Origin of the sequence: Mycolicibacterium duvalii (genome assembly GCF_010726645.1) — a bacterium.
GTDB classification, from domain to species: Bacteria; Actinomycetota; Actinomycetes; order Mycobacteriales; family Mycobacteriaceae; genus Mycobacterium; species Mycobacterium duvalii.
On the sequence record NZ_AP022563.1, the window covers coordinates 4,519,555 to 4,537,839 of the forward strand.

At 64.6% G+C, this 18,285-nt stretch carries 15 protein-coding genes and 1 pseudogene; 8 read left to right on the top strand and 8 right to left on the bottom strand.

Annotation, left to right across the window (positions count from 1 at the left end; all coding sequences use genetic code 11):
* Nucleotides 1-341: 341 nt before the first annotated feature.
* The 3 genes from G6N31_RS21335 (at nucleotide 342) to G6N31_RS21345 (ending at nucleotide 3,276) form a co-directional block, all read left to right on the top strand.
* Nucleotides 342-1,481 (top strand): toll/interleukin-1 receptor domain-containing protein, encoded by a 1,140-nt coding sequence (locus G6N31_RS21335; RefSeq protein ID WP_163722303.1) that lies wholly within the window; start codon nucleotides 342-344, stop codon nucleotides 1,479-1,481.
* A 200-nt stretch (nucleotides 1,482-1,681) separates the two neighbouring features.
* Nucleotides 1,682-2,167 (top strand): TIR domain-containing protein, encoded by a 486-nt coding sequence (locus G6N31_RS21340; protein ID WP_098003737.1) that lies wholly within the window; start codon nucleotides 1,682-1,684, stop codon nucleotides 2,165-2,167.
* Nucleotides 2,167-3,276 (top strand): HIT family protein, encoded by a 1,110-nt coding sequence (locus tag G6N31_RS21345; protein ID WP_098003736.1) that lies wholly within the window; start codon nucleotides 2,167-2,169, stop codon nucleotides 3,274-3,276. Before G6N31_RS21340 ends, G6N31_RS21345 begins: the two co-directional genes overlap by 1 nt.
* 264 nt (nucleotides 3,277-3,540) lie before the next feature.
* Here G6N31_RS21345 and G6N31_RS21350 read toward each other — a convergent pair whose 3' ends face one another.
* Nucleotides 3,541-4,023, bottom strand: coding sequence for a hypothetical protein (locus tag G6N31_RS21350; protein WP_163721966.1), 483 nt, complete (start codon nucleotides 4,021-4,023; stop codon nucleotides 3,541-3,543).
* 263 nt (nucleotides 4,024-4,286) lie between these two features.
* Nucleotides 4,287-5,840, bottom strand: coding sequence for an AlbA family DNA-binding domain-containing protein (locus tag G6N31_RS21355; RefSeq protein WP_163722305.1), 1,554 nt, complete (start codon nucleotides 5,838-5,840; stop codon nucleotides 4,287-4,289).
* A gap of 391 nt (nucleotides 5,841-6,231) precedes the next feature.
* Here G6N31_RS21355 and G6N31_RS21360 point away from each other — a divergent pair, with 391 nt between their 5' ends.
* The 3 genes and pseudogenes from G6N31_RS21360 (at nucleotide 6,232) to G6N31_RS21365 (ending at nucleotide 8,119) form a co-directional block, all read left to right on the top strand.
* Nucleotides 6,232-6,513 (top strand): ribbon-helix-helix domain-containing protein, encoded by a 282-nt coding sequence (locus tag G6N31_RS21360; protein ID WP_420090702.1) that lies wholly within the window; start codon nucleotides 6,232-6,234, stop codon nucleotides 6,511-6,513.
* A gap of 73 nt (nucleotides 6,514-6,586) precedes the next feature.
* Nucleotides 6,587-6,739 (top strand): annotated as a pseudogene (locus tag G6N31_RS27885) (toxin); the annotation flags it as partial.
* 138 nt (nucleotides 6,740-6,877) lie between these two features.
* Nucleotides 6,878-8,119 carry an IS1096 element passenger TnpR family protein gene (locus G6N31_RS21365; protein WP_098003758.1) on the top strand — a complete coding sequence of 414 codons (1,242 nt, stop codon included), beginning with the start codon at nucleotides 6,878-6,880 and terminating at the stop codon, nucleotides 8,117-8,119.
* A 390-nt stretch (nucleotides 8,120-8,509) separates the two neighbouring features.
* Here G6N31_RS21365 and G6N31_RS21370 read toward each other — a convergent pair whose 3' ends face one another.
* The 3 genes from G6N31_RS21370 to G6N31_RS21380 form a co-directional block, all read right to left on the bottom strand.
* On the bottom strand, nucleotides 8,510-9,130 hold the full coding sequence (locus tag G6N31_RS21370) for a CIA30 family protein (protein ID WP_098003733.1): 621 nt from the start codon (nucleotides 9,128-9,130) through the stop codon (nucleotides 8,510-8,512).
* Nucleotides 9,124-9,588 carry a DUF4174 domain-containing protein gene (locus G6N31_RS21375; protein ID WP_234815306.1) on the bottom strand — a complete coding sequence of 155 codons (465 nt, stop codon included), beginning with the start codon at nucleotides 9,586-9,588 and terminating at the stop codon, nucleotides 9,124-9,126. The genes G6N31_RS21370 and G6N31_RS21375 overlap by 7 nt, the downstream gene beginning before the upstream one ends.
* Nucleotides 9,589-9,653: 65 nt before the next feature.
* On the bottom strand, nucleotides 9,654-10,739 hold the full coding sequence (locus G6N31_RS21380) for a methyltransferase (protein ID WP_098003731.1): 1,086 nt from the start codon (nucleotides 10,737-10,739) through the stop codon (nucleotides 9,654-9,656).
* A gap of 89 nt (nucleotides 10,740-10,828) precedes the next feature.
* Between G6N31_RS21380 and G6N31_RS21385 the strand changes: the two genes are divergently transcribed.
* Complete coding sequence (locus G6N31_RS21385; RefSeq protein ID WP_098003730.1) at nucleotides 10,829-11,569, top strand: polyamine aminopropyltransferase; 741 nt, start codon at nucleotides 10,829-10,831, stop codon at nucleotides 11,567-11,569.
* Here the strand turns inward: G6N31_RS21385 and G6N31_RS21390 are convergent.
* Together G6N31_RS21390 and G6N31_RS21395 are read right to left on the bottom strand one after the other, a co-directional pair.
* Nucleotides 11,532-13,670: a DNA gyrase subunit A gene (locus tag G6N31_RS21390; RefSeq protein ID WP_098003729.1), complete on the bottom strand. Its 2,139-nt coding sequence runs from the start codon at nucleotides 13,668-13,670 to the stop codon at nucleotides 11,532-11,534. The two genes, G6N31_RS21385 and G6N31_RS21390, sit on opposite strands and share 38 nt — an antisense overlap.
* A 16-nt stretch (nucleotides 13,671-13,686) precedes the next feature.
* Nucleotides 13,687-15,720: a toprim domain-containing protein gene (locus tag G6N31_RS21395; RefSeq protein WP_098003728.1), complete on the bottom strand. Its 2,034-nt coding sequence runs from the start codon at nucleotides 15,718-15,720 to the stop codon at nucleotides 13,687-13,689.
* A gap of 268 nt (nucleotides 15,721-15,988) precedes the next feature.
* Between G6N31_RS21395 and G6N31_RS21400 the strand changes: the two genes are divergently transcribed.
* The gene (locus G6N31_RS21400; RefSeq protein WP_098003727.1) at nucleotides 15,989-17,377 is read left to right on the top strand and encodes an oxygenase MpaB family protein; all 1,389 of its coding nucleotides are present in this window, start codon (nucleotides 15,989-15,991) and stop codon (nucleotides 17,375-17,377) included.
* Nucleotides 17,378-17,393: 16 nt separating this feature from the next.
* Here G6N31_RS21400 and G6N31_RS21405 read toward each other — a convergent pair whose 3' ends face one another.
* Complete coding sequence (locus tag G6N31_RS21405; protein ID WP_098003726.1) at nucleotides 17,394-18,230, bottom strand: serine hydrolase; 837 nt, start codon at nucleotides 18,228-18,230, stop codon at nucleotides 17,394-17,396.
* Between the last annotated feature and the right edge of the window lie 55 nt (nucleotides 18,231-18,285).

Sequence of the window (18,285 nt, forward strand, 5' to 3'; positions counted from 1 at the left end):
ATACTGAATCATGAGCGGATTGAACGAAGCGAGACCCGACCACTTGCCGATCGCAGCCGCAGTATGGGACGTCGCCCATCGATTCGATCCTGGCGGCCCTACCGTAGTTGCTGCGTTGTACGAAGCTGTGATGCGTCTAGAGATAGAGCTCAATGCTTTACGTGAGTGACTTGTGAGTGACTTGGCGGTTAGGCCGTTAAGCAGACTCTGGCATGTTTACCGCTTGACCGGGAGCCGCTCATCCTGCACTGATGGCGCTGCGCTCGATGTAAGAGGCATCTTCGATGCGTGATTCTTCGCCCTTCCCTAGGTTGTCCGGTCGTACAACTACGATCGCCATTATGGGGGCAAGTGCCAAGAAAGACTTCTTCATCAGCTACAACCAAGCTGATTCGGACATAGCGCAGTGGATCGCCTGGATTCTGGAAGACAACGGCTACTCCGTTGTGATTGAGGCATGGGATTTTCGCGCTGGTGGCAACTTCGTTGTGGAAATGGATAGGGGCCTCGTTCAGTGCGAACGAATGATAGTTGTCATGTCGCCTCACTACTTGAGTGCGAACTACACAGTGCCCGAGTGGGCTGAGAAATTTGCGAAGGACCCGCAGGGAATACGTCGCGCCGTCATTCCCGTTGTCGTCGAACCGTGTGAACCCAGTGGACTGCTACAGCAGCTGATACGTATTGAGATCGTCGGCCTAGATCGAGACGCTGCGAAGAAAGAGCTACTCGCCCAGCTCGCGCCGGGGCGCGCGAAACCAGCGACAGAGCCACCATTTCCGGAACGCATTACACGGCATCGAACCCCGACAAAGCGCGCGACTAGTGAGACGACTCTTGAGTGGCGACCCATCGATGATTCCTTGAAAACACGTTGGCGTAGAACTGATAGAAGGGCTGGCTATGACAGTCCGACGTTGGAGCTTCACACGCTGTGCATCAATCCCACTGCGCTTGAGTCGCGCCAGCTTCGTGTGCTGCCCGAATCGTTGGCGGCCGCAGCTCGGCTAGGTGGCTTGTTCGAGCAATCCGAGGGTCTTCAAACGGCTGCTACCGAGGACTGCGCAGGAGTCCAGTCGGTCGAACATCAGGGTGGAAAAGGAATTACCGTCTATCGAGATCGGGAGATCGTGAGCTGGACGCCGTTGCCGAAGGCTTTCATGGGCGCCGTGTTCGATGAGAGTGATGTCACTAGCCGACTAGCAGCGATGCTTGGACTTCATATCAAGACCGGCCTCATTGAGTGCGATCAGATAGCTATCGGTGTATCAGTAGAGCCACTTTCGACGTTGATTGTCGGGGCGGTTGCAGAGGTCGTTCAACGAAACTCCGCACAGTTCGTTTTCGTGATGACTCCGGACGCGACTGCTCGAATCGAGCCTATAGACGCCGTATCACTCGAAGCTCTAACTAGGCACACGGATGAAGTGGCTGACGAGCTGACGGCGAAGCTCGCTCTTCGCATCGGTTCATTGCGTTAGGCGGACTCTCGTCACCTATTGAGCTGCATGCAGATTCCCCGCGTTTGGCGGGCTAGCGTTGGCACAAGGCGAGCATCGCACGCTCAGCACGTGCTCATTCGAATCAATGATCTTCGAGTTGACTGCCATTAAATGTCGTAGTGGGCCGATAGTCTCGACCGGCGGCGGCCAACTTGGTTGGCACACGATAGGAGCTGGCATTGGCTACACGGACGGTGTTCTATTCATTTCACTACATCCGCGACGTTCACCGCGTCCAGCTGGTGCGTAACATCGGCGCGATAGACGGAAGTCCCGCTCTTGGAGCGCAGGAGTGGGAGACCGTCCGGAGCAAAAGCCAACAGTCGATAGTCAACTGGATTGATAAGCAGATGGCGTATAAGCGAGCTGTGGTCGTGTTAATTGGCCGGGAGACTGCGAGCCGCGCCTGGGTCAAATACGAGATAGAGAAGGCTTGGGACAGCAAAAAGCCTCTCATCGGCGTTCACATCCACGGGCTGTCATCTATGGGGCTTGCCGATACCAAGGGTGCGGACCCATTCGACGCAGTTGTCGGCGTGACGGGCGTGCCTGTATTCGACCCCACGAAGCGCGACTATCTGGGCCGGGTCGACACCAAAGCCACGTACGCTCACCTCGCTGCTAACTTACCTAGCTGGGTGGACCAGGCGAGGGCACGCGCATAGTGGAGCCGGCGGAGTGCCCGTTCTGCAAAATCGTCGAGCGTCAAGATCCTGACGTGCGAGAGGTCTATCGCGATGAGAACGTCGTCGCCTTCTTCCCGACCAATCCGGCGGTGCTGGGCCACACACTTGTGATCCCGCGTCGCCACGTTCCGGATATCTGGAGCTTGGGCACCGAGGAGGCGGCGCAACTCTCCGCTGTGGTTCTACGACTCGCCGAGGCGGTTCGCGCCGCAGTCATCCCGGAGGGCCTCAATGTCATTCAGTCCAACGGAGCGTCCGCTACGCAGTCCGTTTCCCATCTGCACGTTCACCTCGTCCCTAGGAATGATGGTGACGCAATGGGACGTATCTGGCCACAAGAGACGGACTACTCCGAGGACCGGAAGGACGACGCGCTCAATCGGGTCAAGTTGGCCGTGTCTTCCCTACCCCCCATGGAGCCGGAGTTATCGCCGGAGGACCGACGCAAGCATCTTGACTACATCCAAGCCGTCGTGACTCGGCAGTCAGCTGCCTCAGCGTCCGCGAAGGGCTGGCTACTGCCTGTCGTCACCGCAGTTCTTGGTTTCGCGCTCACCCAGCACGTCTGGCTGCTCGCTCTGCTGGGGATGCTCCTGACTGCCGTATTCGCCTACGTCGACGCCAGTTACCTCCGCAGCGAGAAGGCGTATCGCAATCTCTACAACGTGGTCAGCCGTTCTGTACGAGCTACCCCTCGATTCACGCTCGACCCGGCGGACGCTCACGAGCCGCCACACGGCGATGCGCCTTCCTTAACGAAATGGAAGGCGCTGCGCGACAAGTATATTCCCCCGCGGGCGGTGTGGACGTCGTGGGCGATCGCGCCTTTCTACAGTGCAATGCTACTGCTTGGAATCGGAGTGGCCGTCACCGCAGCGCTCACAGCGGACAAGAATGCAGCGTCTCCTCTGCAGGGACCCGCGACGACGACGATAGTGGTTAGCACGGCGCCGGGGTTGCCGCCTGCACCTGTGTCCGCTCAACCGACGTCTCCTCCGCAAGGACCCGCATCTACCTCGACCGTGGTAAGTACGGTGCCGGAGTCGTCCGTATCTGTGCCCGCTCAACCGGCGTTGCCGCCGCCATAAGAATTGCCGAAGTCGTCTGGCCGCCTCGTACGAAATCCGTCAGCATCGTCGTCGGACCCATTCAATGCGAGGCGGGTAGAAAAAGAAACTCGGGTGTACGGCAGGCGATCGCATCCGGGGCGAAAGCGGTCGTCATAACGACTCGAAGTTACGGGTCGGTGCGGAATTCGTGGTACGGGCGCCCGTTGACGGAGTCGTTCGGGGACGTTGGCAAGGACTTATCGCACGATTTGCCGACTCGATTTCGTTCTAGGAAGCGCAGTCTTATGGCAGCCGAATCGTTGCGATGACAGAATGGCGAGCCGCGTTGCAGAATCGTTCCCAACGTTCTCGCTTGTCCTGGTGATCGAGGCGTCCGTCGAGCCCAATCGCAGTCGAGGTGCCATCAGAGAACACAAGGTCAATCGATGTCGGATAGTACTCGGTGGAGGGTTCACGAAACGGTCGGTTCTTGCGCACATAGTGCGCCGCGCCAATACCGAACTTCGACACGGTAGTGGTGGGACGCACCCACGCCTGAAATGAGTCGGGGTCAAGCGGTTTGTCGAAAGCATCGGTCTGAGTTCGTCTTCCATTATCTTCGTCGTAGTCATAGTTTGGCTCTGGATAGATGCACTCAACGAAAGCGAGGGCATGCGAAGTAAATAGCCAGGCTTGCCATGCAGTCGTTGGCGCCCAGCGAACGAGGGTATGTGACGCGGTTACTGCTTCGATGGAGCCCACGATTGACCGGACGGCAAGCATCATCGGATAAGGGGGAAGCCGAATCAGACCCCCCGCGCAATTAGACGCCCGTGTATGTTCGGCGATACTCGCCCATTCATGCTCAGATGGCGGCTCCATTGTGTGCCTCCGTTCCTTCGTATCTTTGGGCAGGTATCCTTCGCCACTGACAGAACCGTGTTTCGGGGTCAGCAACCGTGGTCAGTAGGGACTCGCGACGCTAATAGGCGACAGCTGATACGAACGCTAGAGCGGAAGAGTGGATCGACGCCCAAATCGGCAACCCGTCACATCTGATCGCCCGAGCCGAATATTCGTGGCTCGCTCGGACCGTGCTTTGAGTCGAACGCCGTAACCGCACTCGGTGTGCTCCACCAACGATTGCCCGGGTCGGTGGCTGACTGCCTAATGGCGTGGTGGTAGACGAACGCCAGTGCGTCGCTGACGCGCCGATCGTCCGAGCTTCGAAAAAGACGCCGTCGAACTTCGGGATCTTCGTCAACGATCTTGAGCACAAGAGGTCGGACGCGGTTCTCGTCGAATGCGGCCGAGCTCGGATAGAAACCCCCCCGGCCGGTTCCCTCGGCCGCGACGATTAGACAGTACGCAAAGTCGAACTGGCACAGTGTGTTTAGCAACACATCGCGGTTGGTGACCGCATCTTGTGGAGGTATCTCGTCGTCGCCGATGTCCGGCCGCATCATGGGATCGTTGGCTAGCAACTCGCGCGCCGCCGAGATCACGAAGCCGCCGCGGTCGTCTTTGGTGAGACCGGCACGGCTGGCCTCGACCAGCGCGTGCCTAATCCACGATGCGTACACCCAGTCCGGGTTCCCAGTCGCATCTTCCGCGGGCCGAAGCACCAGGGAACGCACTGTCTCCCAGACAGAGACACGGACCGCAAGGCTGCCAACGGCATAAATTCGGATGACCACCGCTAATCGCTTCTGTGTCGCGTCGTCCCCAGATCCGAGTTCACGGTAGGCGGCAAATAGCGCGTCTATCGCGTTCCGTGTCAGGTCGTCCCGCTCGAAGAACGTTGCCTGAGCACAAAAGATTGCCCACTTATCGAGCGCATTCGCGCAGTCGTCAACGCTGCTGGTGGCGTTGACGTGTCGCCGCAGTGTGCGGAGGAACTGGCGGAGCCGCACATCGTTCGTAGCTTCGATGAGAGCCACCACCGCCGCGGCGAACGTAGCGTCATCCATTTCGATCAGCAGTGGGATCTCTGCGGGGGCACCTGGTGGATGGTTACGCGACTGCTCGATGAATTCACGCATCACCGTCTCGGCGAGATCACTGGCCTCGTCGCGAATTTGCTTTGTGTAGGCCGACAGCACGTCTTGCCAGTGTGCGTTGCGGATCGGGACGTTTTGGGCGCCTTCGCGCACCAAGATGTCACCGGTGCGAAATACCGCTACCTTCTTGGCGTTTTGATCTTCGTACTCACCTTGTTTGCTGAAAGGTACTGGTAGACCGGTATTTTCAGCCCATATCACAACGATCTCGTTGTTCTCGTGATCGTGGATCTGAGAGCGAACGTGGATCTGACCTTCAATATACGGTCGGACCAGGTCGCCCAGTTTCGCGCCGTCGTAGCGTCGGCGATCTGGAATCGTCCCCGTCGGCATACAAGGGTTCCCACCGTCGTCTACGCCGATCAGGATGTAGCCGCCGGGCGGGCGGCTTGACATTGTGAGTATGTCTTTAACTAGTTTCAGCTGGTCGGCCTTAAGGTCGATGTTTACAGCCGCTTTGAAGTCCAGGTGATTCTCTTCGGTCTCGGTGAGCAGCTCGAGAAGTTTGTCGTAGTCGACTCGCCCGTCGGGAACAACGACCACGATGAGGACCCTTTCTGGGGAGTTGGTAAGCCAGATGACCGCGCGCCGAAGCCATATATGAGACCACCGAGCCGGTACACCTGCATGTTAATTGGCCAGGAGTTGCGGCCAAGGATAGATATCGGGTCGTAAAGCACTCTGAGCTGCATTTTTGCAGCGAAGATTAACAAGCCTCCGCGACACGCCGAACTCTTGTCAAAGTAGCCAGGCGTGTCCCGTCATCTTCGTTGCATCTCGACAGTGATGAGCTGTGGCTTTGGTTGCTCCATGACCGAATCCCATCTGAGACGACCACCGAATGGGGCAATTGGTACCACCAAACGTGAGACAGGTTCAGCGGAACGCTGATTAGCGGAGGGTGCGCGTAGCAGTGCTTGGGTACTTCTCCTGGGTGGCTGATTTGTTCGGGGTGCCTCAACTCCAGTCCGATGAGCTCGCCACACTGCGGGGTAAGCAGGACGTGTCGGCGACTGTTGATGCCGACCTGCTGGCAGCTGCCGACCCGGACGCCAAGGCGATCGACGTGAGCCGCTCCGAACTCATCGAGCAGGCCCTGCGCTACGAGCATCGCCGCCTCGCGCTGCAGAACTACACCACGCACACCGTGCCGGCGCTGAACGTCGACGACTACGCCGCCACGATGTATCAGGCCAACCGCGACGTGAATCTGTGATCGCACCCCGGCCGCGCTGTGGCAGGACGCCAGCCATGAGGCCTGCGCCGTCGTCCTGGCGAACACCATCCATCTGACGGCCGACACGGGCAGAGTGATCACCGGCCCCTTCCTCCCCGGTCAACGTCCAGATGCCGCGATGTCGATGGTCGTTACGATCGCCCAACCCCAAGGTGTGGTGCTGCCAGAGCTGGTGCAGCGGTTGCCATCCGCCGCTCTCGACGAGTCCATCTGCAACATCGGGGGCTGGGCGCTTTGCCACGCCACGGCGCTGATAACCGCTCTGAGCACATGGTCGGAGGTACCGAAGCGTGCATGTCCGTATGCCTACCCAGCAATCGCCCGGGCATGTCATCCTCGGCGAGTGGCACGCACATGGCTTTCGGTGACGGTGGAACTGCTGGGCGGACGCGGCGAGGAACTGTGGCCACCGCCGGGGCGGATCTTCGCGGTCGGACCGTCGCACACCTTCATGGATTTCGCCGACGCCATCAACGACGCGTTCGCCCGGTGGGACAGGTCGCACCTGTCGGTCTTCACGCTTGCCGATGGGCGCGTGGTCACCGACGAGGAGACGGGCGCGGAGATGACCGAATGGGCCAACGGCCCCATCACAGAGCCGGTGGACATCGAGGTAGCTAAAGTCGCTCGGCATCTTGCCCCCGGGGACGAGTTCAAATACACCTTCGACTTGGGTGACCAGTGGGTGCACCGCTGCGTGATCGGCGACGAGAAGGTCGATCCGATGGAGATTCTCGGCACCACAGCACGGAAACCGTTGCCCTACTGGGGATGGGGCAGTATCCCGGACCAGTACGGGCGCCGATGGGCCGATGACGTGGGTGAAGGCCCGGTTCCGGGGCGACCCGCTGCGCGCGATCCGATGCTCTCGCACGTCTGGCCCGACCTGGTGCAGGTACCCGCGCTGGACCTAGCGGAGCTGCGCGCGGCTATCGCAACCCGAGATGCAGTCCGCTTCCTGACGGCGGTACGGGGATGTGACATCGATGACGTCCTCCAACAGGTGGGCGCCGGTCTCCCGATGGCGCTCGAACAGCGGCCGGATGAGGCCATGCCGGTCACGCTGTCGATCATCAACCGGCTTTCCTCGCGCGCCGGCCTCGGCGACGACGTGCTGGCCGAGGACCTCCTCGCTCGTCTGCGTGGTGAACCGCTCTCAGGGCGGGTGATTCCAGTCGATCTCGACATGCTCGGTGCGGTTCTTGAAGGAGATCCGGCAATGTCGAGCGGTGGTTATCTCGACCTGAACACCGGTGAGGTGATCGACGTCAACAGCACCGACCCGATGATGGTGGGGGAGGACGCTGCCGTGGACGTCGAGAAGGAGCCCGAGCGGTGGCTCGCCTTCGACTGCGTCGGGTCCCGGAACGGCTGGAACGACATGGCCGAGTTCGCTGCCCGGCAGCGCGATCCGGCATTGCGCCAGCGCCTCGAGCATGCCATTGAGGGCAGAGGTGCGTTCAGAAGATTCCGTGACCTGGTTCAGCAGGAGGGGCTCGCTGATCCATGGCACGCCTTCTCCAACGACCGACAACTGGGTCGCGCGCGCGCATTTCTGGCAGACGTCGGCATCCGCGTGGGCTGAGAGCTGCGCGTGCCCCGTTGGGTGCGTTCGGGCCGGCTGCGGCCGGTAGCGGAGCAGCACCACAAAGGATTTCGGAAAGGGAACGATCCCGACGAGCTGCAGCTCGCGCCGCTGGTCGACCCGACGAACAGCGCCTGCCCGCCGCCCAGTGGCGCCGCCGAAGAGCACCAGTGGCCGGCCCGATTACTGCTTGGGCGCGGCGACCTCCGTGGTCAGGTCGTCACCGATGCGGGTGGCCGACCGAAGATCTGGGCATCCACGCTGTCGAGCAAATCGGCGCAGTTGTTGTCCAAATCGGGGTCGACGACGTACCCAGTCGAGGCCGTTGCTCGACGCACGCGACGAAATCATCGGTGACATGTGCCGGCGGCCGAAGCCTGCGGAGGAATCTCAGGGCCTGGCGCCTATGGCATACACAGTGATCTCGAAAGGGCCCTGCTGCTTGTCGAGGATGTAGATCGCCACCTGATCGATGGTGGACGGGTCCAGGGTCTGCGGCGCGTCAGGTGCGGGATCGAGGCGCATGCCGACCGGCTCGAAGTCCTCGACAGGCAGTTCGTAGGTCTGCTCGACGTTGGCCTCGGTGGCGAAACGCTGGATATAGGACCACGGCTGCCCTCCGATACCGACCTTCAACAGGTAGGTCTTACCGTCGCCCCGAGCGCGCACGCTCAGCGACTGCGCGCCGGTTGCTCGTTGCCCGATCTCGGGATTCTCTGGGCTGCGGGCCGAGGCGAACCCGCCGTTGTTCTCCAGCGAGATGGTGCCGGAGAAGACCAGGCCACCGTCGCCGAAGGCGACCCGCGAGGTCGACCTGCCACCCATGACGGGGTCGTTGACCGTCGTCCAGCCGGCGACCGCGCCGGCATCGTCGAGGTCGACGAGTGCCGTGGCAGAACCGGCGTCGGTGGTCTGGTCCTCGTCGGGGGAGGATTCGGGACTTCCGCACGACGCCAACAGAAGTGCCGAGCACGCGACCACGATCCCGGCCAGTCGCAACGCCCTCAACATCCATCCGGATCGGCAGCCGCCTCGCGGCTTCGCATCGGCATCCCGTCGATGACGGTGTAGACGGTTTGAAGATCGGGGACCTCGTTGATGCGCAGCTTCTCGCCGCCGTCCTTTCCGATCAGCACCACGGCGAAGTCGTCCGCAGCGATCGCGTACTCGTCCGCCAGGCGGCGTGATTCGCCGGCGTCGACGACGTGCCCATCGAGGGTGCTGGTGCCCTCGGCCACCATCAGGCCGAGCACCATGTCGCGGTCGACGAACGCACACCGGCTGGTCTCGATGCGGCCCAGCGTTTCCACGACTCGGGGGTCGCTGTCGGTGGGCGCGAAGACCAGCAGGGGACGCTGTGCCCAGCGATAGTCACTGAGTTCGGCAGCCGCGGCAGACGCGGCCCCAAGCCCGGCACTTGCCATCAAGCCCGTCAGGACCAGCGCCAACCGCGCGAAACTGCGCCTCATCGTCATGGTGCTTCTCAACGGTACCGACTCATGCCCGGTTGTCAGGGGCAGCCGTCACGCAGTGGTCACACTTTCTCGGCCTCGAGGAGGTCGTGAGGCACCACCGAGAAGGTCCGGCCGGTAGGCCGCAGGCCCACGTCGGTCAGCAGAGCGGACAGTTCGGCCCGCGAGCGCAGGCGCCCGCCGTCGCGCTGGGTCAGCGTGTGGAGATCGAGCAGCGGTGAATACGGGTTCGGACGATGACGCGGCTGCAGGTACTCGATCACCACCAGCTTGCTGCCCGAGGGCATGCTCGCCGCCACCGCGCCGAGGATCTTGCGGCAGCGCTCGTCGTCCCAGTCGTGCAGGACGTCCTTGATCGTGTAGACGTCGGCGGTGACGTCGATGACGCCGAAGATGTCGCCGTCGACCACATCGATACGGTCCGCCACGCCACGGTCGGCCAGGAACGGTCGCGCCACGGCGGTCATCGCCGCGCTGTCGACCAGCACCCCGCGTAGGTGCGCGGTCTCGCGCACGACCGCCGACAGCAGCGTGCCGATGCCGCCGGCCACGTCACACACCACAGCACCGTCGGGCCACGGATACACCCGCGCGATGGCGCGGGCACTGATCTCGGTGGCCTGCCGCATCGTCGACGCGAAGACGTGCTCCTCCTCCGGGTGCGCGGCGTACCACTCCCACACCGACATGCCGTGCACGATCTCGAACGCACTGCGGCCGGTGCGCACGCTCTCAGCCAGGCCGCCCCAGGCGTCCATCGTCGACCGCATTCCCTTGTACCGCATCCACGCCCGCAGCGACGCCGGATGGTCGCTGCGCAGCACGGCGCCCATCCGGGTCAGCTTCACCGCTCCGGTCCGACGGTTCATCGTGCACAGCCCGCCGGCGACGGCGCCGCGCAGCAGGCGCAGGGTGGTGTCTTCGTCGCAGTCGACACGGGCGGCGACCTGCGCGGCTGTCATCGGTCCGGCGGCCAGTACGTCGGCGATTCCGAGCTCGGCGATGGCCGCGGCGACCTGGACCCCACCGACTCCTTCGCCGACGTCGAGCATGGCGATCTGTGGCGGCACCATGCGGTCGGCGAGCTGCTTGAGTCTGCGGCGCAGCGCCAGCGTGGCCAGCACCACGGGGATCGGGGTCGAGGGCATTGGTGCAGGCTAGCCGGTAGCTCGCCGGGAACCCCGGCGGTAGGGTGCACTCGCGCGGAACGTCATTGCAGGCGGATCGGTGAGGTGTCGTGAAGAAGCGTTTCGAGGAACTGGATTGGGCGGACACCCCGATGGGGGTCATCAGCCTGCGCCGACGGATCGAGCCGTCGCTGAATGTCGATGTGTACGAGGTCAAACTCGGCGACGAGTTCCTGATGTCGAGTCTGTTCACCGTGGCCGAGGTGGAGCTGGCGCGTCTGGGTCTGGCCGCCGCCGTCGATGACGAACTGGATGTCGTCGTCGGCGGACTGGGGCTCGGCTGTACCGCGCACGCCGCACTCGGCGATTCGCGTGTGCGTTCGCTGCTGGTTGTCGAGGCACTCGGCGAGGTCATCGACTGGCATCAGCGAACGCTCCTTCCCGAGAGCGCCGAGCTGGTGTCCGATCCTCGGCTCCGCCTGCAGCAGGGCGACTTCTTCGCCATGGCCGACAGCGTCGGCGGGTTCGACCCCGAGGACCCGGGCCGCCGCTTCCACGCCGTCCTGCTCGACATCGACCACACGCCGCGACACGTGCTGCACCCCAGCCACCGCGCGTTTTACACGCCCGCCGGACTGCGAAAGCTCGCTGCGAGACTGTATCCGGGCGGGGTCTTCGCGTTGTGGTCCGACGATCCTCCCGACGCCGAATTCGAGGCGGTCCTCGCCGAGGTCTTCGACAGCCCCCAAGCATTCGTGGTCCGCTTCGCCAACCCGCTGACCGGCGGGGACTCGACCAACACGGTGTACGTCGCTACGACGCCGGCGTCACGTCCAGACCGGAGCCCTTGATCGCCGCCTTGGCCCGATTCTCGGCCCGAACCGCCTTCTTCCCGCGTACGTACCCGGTCGCCGAGATCGACGCCGCCAGCAGCGCGTTCTCGCCCTTGACGAACGGATGGAATCCGACGCCGGCACCGCCACGGCCCTTCACCGGGATGTCGGCGAGATCGGTGACCTTCCAACTCTTTTCGGCCAGCGACAGGATGGCCTCGCCGTTGGCGCACGAGACCGGCAACGCGGCGATCACCTCATCGTCGTCACCCGAGAGCTTCACTCCCGCCACGCCGTTACCGGCCACGCCCTGCGGGTTCACCGCGGCGGGGTCGATGCGCAGGATCTTGCCGCGCCGGGTCACCATTGCCAGGTGGGAGCCCTCCGGCAGTACCCCGGAACACAGCAGCCCGGTGATGTCGGGCGCGACCGGGATGTCACGGATCTTGTACGGCAGGCCGCCGCCGGTGGTGAACTTCACCCGGCCGTCGGTCCACACTGCCCACCCCAGCCCGGAGGTCAGCAGCTCACCGTGGCGGTCGGAGAACACGCCCCGGTCGTCGAGTCGCCAGGAGGCGTTGACCTTGCGCTCGCGGGCACCGTCATCGGACGCGCCCGCGGTCACCGGGGTGGCGTCGAAATCGAGCACGGTACGGCGGTCGAACTCGGGACCCTTGAACAGCTTCGCGGTCTCCACCAGTTCCTTGTCGATCACCGCTTTGCGCGCGTCCGGGTTCGCCACCAGCTCGGTGAGCTCGGTGAACTCGGCATCGAGCCGCTCGGCCTCTTTCTGCAGCTCGATGACGTCGAGCTTGGTCAGGCGGCGCAACTGCAGCGCCAGTACGTAGTCGGCCTGCACCGCGTCGATATCGAACCGATCCTGCAGACCCTGGCGGGCCTCGTCGACGGTGTCGGAGCCGCGGATCACCGCGACTGCGGCGTCGATGTCGAGGTGAATGGTCATCAGGCCGCTCACCAGATGCCGGCGGGCGGTGACCTTTTCCAGCCGGTACTCGCTGCGGTGCAGCACCACCGAATCGCGCAACGACAGGAACGCTCGGATCAGCTCGCGCACCGACCACCAGCGCGGCACCCGGTTCTCGTCGAGTGCGACGAGGCTGGCGGCGAACGTCGACTCCAGCGGGGTCAACGCCAGCAGCTGGTCGCGGATCTGCTCCGCGCTGTGGCCCCGCTTGGCGGTGACGACGATCCGCAGCCCGTTGCGGCGGTCGGTGAGGTCGGACATGTCGGCCACGCCGGGCAGCTCCCCGGACTCCACCAACGCCCGGATCCGTTCCTGCACAGTGTTGCTCGCCACCCCGGGCGGCAGCTCGGTGATGACCACGTTCTTCCCGTCCACCGACAGCGTGCCGCGCACGGTGAACTGGCCGCGGCCGGTGGTGAGGTACTCGCGCAGCCCGGCGGTTCCGACCACGGACGCGCCGCAACCCCAGTCCGGGCCGGGGATGAGCTTGGCCAGGCGGTCGTCGGTCATGTTCGGCGTCTTCAGCAGCGCGCGGCAGGCGGCCATGATCTCGCGCGGATTGTGGGCGGGCACCTTGGTGGCCCACCCTTCGGCGATGCCGACGGCGCCGTTGCACAGCAGCACCGGCCACTGCGCCGGCAGCACCGTGGGCTCGGTCCATTCACCGTCGAAGGTGTCGGCCATGGGCACCGCGTGGCTGTCGAGTTCGGCGGTCAGGGCTGCCCCGGGTGCGGACAACCGCATCTCGGTGTACCGGTCGGCGGCGGGAATGTCACCTTGGATGCGGGGGAACGCACCTTGTCCGTCAATGACTTTCACGCGCTGGAAATCGGCGGCCAACAGTGCCGCCGCGCCGTACATCGAGGCGCCGCCGTGGGGGTGCAGGTTCCCGGTGACCGCGGAGCAAATCTTCGACGACTTCTGCGGCTTGTTGCCGGGCAGCAGTTTCGACTCGTGCATCTGGTAGAGCAGACGGCGCTGACCGGGCTTGAGACCGTCGTACGCCGACGGGATCGCGCGGTCGCTGACGCTGTACAGCGCGAACGTCAGTTGATAGTGGTTCCAGTAGTCGTCGGCGCTCTGGTCGAGGATCAGGTCCGGATTCTGGTCGGGCACATCCAGGGTGGCGGTCATCGTGAATACCTACGTCCTAGTCGAGATCGAGCGCGGCGGTGTCGACACGGGCGGCGACATCGGCCATCCACGTGCGTCGGCCCTCGGGCGGTCCACCGAACAACGTGTGATGCAGCTTTTTCTCGCCGTCGTCGGGAAGCACCCGAATCACCGTGCGGCGCTGCGGATCCAGCACGGTGTTCCAGAAGTCGTCGGCGTCCATCTCGCCCAGACCCTTGTTGCGCTGCACCTCGACCCGACCCTTGGAGGTGGCCTTCATCTTGGCCACCGCCGCATCGCGCTCGGACTCGTCCTGGCAGTAGATCCGCTCGGTGGCGGTCTTGACCACGAACAGCGGCGGCAGCGTCACGTAGACCATCCCGGCCTCGACGAGCGGCCGGTAGAAGTCCAGGAACATCGAGATCAGGCTGGAGTTGATGTTGCCGCCGTCGGGGTCGGCGTCGGAGGCGAACAGGATCCGGTCATACCGGCACAGCTCCGGATCGCAGTTGTCGCGCACGCCGCAGCCCAGAATGCGTTCGATCGAATCGAATTCGTCCTTGGCCCGGGCCTTGGTCAGCGCGAACCCGTACACGTTGGGCGGCTTGCCTTTCAACGGGAACGCGGCCTGGAAGGTGGCGTCCCGGGCAGCCTTGATGGTGCCCAGTGCCGAGTCGCCCTCGCACAGGAACAGTTCCGCGCCCGATCCGCGGCCGGTCTCGCGGCTGGGCAGCAGCTTGGGCGGCAGCGACAGGTTCGTGCCCAGCCCCTTGGCCTTCGACGCGGCGCGGGAGCGCGCCTTGGCCCCTTCCGCGCTGCGCCGTGCCCGGGCGGATTCCAGCGCCAGCTTGGTCCACAGCGAGACGGTGTCACCGTTGGCGGGGTTGGCCGCCCAGATGGTGACGCTTCGCGCCACGTCGGGCGCCATCGCCACGTTCAGCGACCGCGAGGACACCGCGGTCTTGGCCTGGGAGTCCCACGAGACATCCGGGGCGCGGGTGTCCACGGCCAGCGCGGTGACGACGGCGAAATCCTGTGGCTCCGGGCCCTCTTCGCCCTTGGCCAGACCCAGGTCGCGCATCCGGGACGCACGATCGGCCAGCGCTTCGGACAGGCCCTTCATCGCGGCTGTCAGATGGGAACCCCCGCCGGGCGTGCGCACGGTGTTGCAGAACGCGGCCACCGTCGCCGGCTCGGCCGGGCCCGCGGTCAGCGACCAGCGGAACGGGGTCGGGCCGCGCCCGGTGGTGTACTCGCCGTGCCCTTCCACGTCGGCGCGCACGCCGGGCGGGGGAGTGCCGGCCGCGGTGCACATCAGGTCCAGCAGCGTGTCGGTGCCCCACGGGCCGTCGAACGGCTCCAGCAGTGCCGGCGCCACTTCGTCGCCGGGCCAGCCTTCGTCGACCACGACCAGGTGCACGCCGGGGGACATCCGCGCCGCCGCATGGGCCCGCAGCAGCACCTCGCCGATGTCGATGCTGTTGTCCGGGACCACCGCCGGGTCGAACAGGATGCGGACGGTGGTGCCGTGCAGATCGGGTTTGCGGTTGCCGGTGCCGCGCAGCTTCTGGGTGTCGTTGCGGGTGAACGGGGCGTCCGGGTCAAATTCTTTGCCCTCGAACGTCCCGGGATAGCCGCGGCTGAAGCATTGCAGGTAGGTCTTGCCGGCGCGGCGCACCGTGACGTCGGTGCGCGCGGAGATGAACACCGCCGCTGCAGCGCCGATTCCGTTGAGGCCGGCCCCGGTGCTGGCCGCGTCGGTGTGGGCGTCGAACTTGCCGCCGGCGCGTGCGGTCCCGAGGGTTTTGACGATGCCGTTCTTCCCGGTCGCCGGATCGGTGTCGACGGGCAGACCGCGGCCGTCGTCGGCGACGCTCACCGAGCCATCGGGGTGCAGGGTGATGGTCACCGTCGAGCCGCCGTGAGCGGGGACGGCGACTTCTTCGATCGCGTTGTCGATCAGCTCGCGCAGCGCGGTATTGAGCACGTCGAGCCCCAGGTTCACCGCCGGCCGCAGGCGGGTGTGCTGGACATCATCGAGCTCGGTGATGTCGGCGGCGGTGTAACTCACTGCTGGTCCTTTTGTGTCGATACCGAGAAGGGGCCGCAGGAATCGTAGACGCCAACAGTGACATCTCCCGGCGACGCGCTGTTGGCGCTGGTCACGATGCCGACACGATGCGAGTGAACCGCCGATTGTGCGGTACCGGCGGCGGCTTGACAGCGAGTACAGCTGTCGGGCCCATCCCCCGAAGCAGTCGCGAACGGCGGTTCACATCACGAAAGCCGTGCGCTAGCGTCGCAGACAGTACTCGCGACATCGAGATGGGATTCGCTGCATGACCGTCACCGGGGAACGTCCAGAAATCCTGCTCGCGGACGTCGATTTCAACCGGCGCGCCCATCCGGACAAGCCGTGGCGGCCGATCCCACCGGGCCGCGATCACTTCGCCGCGCAGTGGCGGCACATGCGCGAGTTCATGTTCGGCCCCTGGATCGACGTTGACAAAGAAGTCGAACCGAACGACCTCACCCGCCTGCGCGACGACTACTTCTGGCAGGCCGACGAGCACATGATCGGTGCGGTCGACGCGTTCGAACGCCTCGGCCACGAACGGGGCCGTGCACTGTTCGAGCAGGCGTTGACTCAGGGCATCGACACGCTCGACGATCCGCCGCAAGAGTTCATCGAGCTCTTCGCCCATCTGGATCAGCTGCCGGACCAGTTCGATCTGGTCGCCGCCGAACGCGGCCGGATGCTGGCGATGTCGGCCACCAAGGCCGCCACCACGATCATCCAGGGATGGGCGTTCTACGAGACCGCGATGACCGGCGACATCTCGGCGGCCACCGGTGCCACTGGGCGCTTCGCCGACGACGGCCCGCGCCGCTTCATCGAGACGGCCCGGGTGTTCGCGGAGTTCACGCTGCCCGACATCTTCAACCGGCAGTCCGACGCGTTCCAGGACGTGGTGCGGGTGCGGTTGATGCACGCGATCGTCAGCCGCGGGTTACGACGCAAGTGGGGCGACGCCCTCTATCTCAAATTCGGCGAACCCATTCCGGTGACGTCGCTACTCGGGTTCGGCAGCGGCATGCTGCTCGGGCGCCTGGTCGACCACGCGTTCGGGCGCAGACTGACCCGAGAGCAGCTGGAGGATCTCGCTGAATACTCGTCCTACTCGGGCCGCTTGTGGGGTGCGCCCGAGCAGCTCCATTCCGCGGACGGCGTGGAGTTGATCAAGTCGCTGAACTACGTCCTGGCCAGAGGCGGCAACCCGTCCCCGTGGCGGGCCGAACTGGTCGACGCCATCGCCGGACCCGCGCATATCGAGACTCTGACCGAGACCCAGCCCGACTGGGTCAAGAAATTCGTGGCGCGCTACGCCAACCAGATCACCGCGACTATCGCGCTGGCCCCGGCCGGCGTCGTGTTCGGCTACCGACAGATCGAGGCGATGGTCGAGGGGACGCTCTTCGAACCGCTGGGCTACAACTTCGAGCGCCGGGTGCAGATCTTCAAGAACTTGACCCGCCTCAACGTCGGGGTCGCGATGATCACCGACAGGCTGCCGTTCTCCAATCCCCTCCGGGAGCGCAGCAAGCGGACCGGGGCGGCCGCGCGCGCCCGGATCGCGATGCTGACCAAGATCGCGCAGGGACGGCAGATCCCGCTGACGTTCACCCATCACGACCGGTCGACGTCGGGTGAGGGCTTTACCGGCTGAGACGGGCTGAGGCCGGTTAGATCCGGCCGCCGGGGAACATCGTCTTGACGGCCTGGGTCAAGTTCGCGCGCGCCGCGGCCTCACCCGTCGGGTCCAGCGAGCTGATCGCCATCACGTAGCGGCGTTCGGGACCGATCACACCGGTGGACACATGCAGCTGGTTGGCGCCGTTCCAGCAGCAGAACCAGCCCTGCTTGACCGCCACCGGCTCGGCGTAGAGGCCGTCGGGGATACCGAAGCGCTGCGGGTAGCCGTCGGTTCCCGTCGGCGTGGACTGCGCCAGGTTGCCGATGATGACGTCAGCCTGTTCGGGCGGCAGCCCACCGGAGCCGTTCAACAGCATGTCGTAGTAGCGGACCAGGTCGTTGGCGGTGCTCTGGGTGACATCCCACTTCCCGTTGTAGGGCGCGGTGGTGCCGCCCAACCCGTACCGGGACGTGACACGTTCGATGACGGCGCTACCGCCGCTGCGGTCCCAGAACATCTGCGCCGCGCTGTCATCGGACGAGCGCAGCATGACGTCGAGCGTCTGCCGGTCGCCGGGGGAGAGCTGCGTCTCGCCTTGCGACTCCCGCAGCAGCAGATCGTCGGCGATGAACAGCTTCACCACCGACGCGATCGGGAACGCCGTGTTGCCTCCGTGAGAGACGCGCTGTCCGGTGGTGCGGTCCAGCACCACCACCTCGATGTCGGCCCCCGAGGCGGCGGCGTCGGCCGTGGCCTGCTGGACGCGGGCGTCGAGCCCGGCGAACCCCGGCGGGGCCGCCGCGACCTGGGCTGGGGAGCCGTTGATCAGCAATGCCGCACCGGCCAGCGCCAATCCTGTCATCGCCCGCTTCGCCAGCCGCCGCATGTGTTCCTCCGTCAAGGCCTGATCAGACAGGTGAGACAACGCTGTACCCCTGGTT

What these genes read in the sequence shown, in the direction of transcription:
- G6N31_RS21370 (WP_098003733.1), bottom strand. Translation starts at nt 9,130, where the DNA reads ATGTTGAGGGCGTTGCGACTGGCCGGGATCGTGGTCGCGTGCTCGGCA.
- G6N31_RS21405 (WP_098003726.1), bottom strand. Translation starts at nt 18,230, where the DNA reads ATGCGGCGGCTGGCGAAGCGGGCGATGACAGGATTGGCGCTGGCCGGT.
- G6N31_RS21350 (WP_163721966.1), bottom strand. Translation starts at nt 4,023, where the DNA reads ATGATGCTTGCCGTCCGGTCAATCGTGGGCTCCATCGAAGCAGTAACC.
- G6N31_RS21335 (WP_163722303.1), top strand. Translation starts at nt 342, where the DNA reads ATGGGGGCAAGTGCCAAGAAAGACTTCTTCATCAGCTACAACCAAGCT.
- G6N31_RS21390 (WP_098003729.1), bottom strand. Translation starts at nt 13,670, where the DNA reads ATGACCGCCACCCTGGATGTGCCCGACCAGAATCCGGACCTGATCCTC.
- G6N31_RS21375 (WP_234815306.1), bottom strand. Translation starts at nt 9,588, where the DNA reads ATGAGGCGCAGTTTCGCGCGGTTGGCGCTGGTCCTGACGGGCTTGATG.
- G6N31_RS21400 (WP_098003727.1), top strand. Translation starts at nt 15,989, where the DNA reads ATGACCGTCACCGGGGAACGTCCAGAAATCCTGCTCGCGGACGTCGAT.
- G6N31_RS21380 (WP_098003731.1), bottom strand. Translation starts at nt 10,739, where the DNA reads ATGCCCTCGACCCCGATCCCCGTGGTGCTGGCCACGCTGGCGCTGCGC.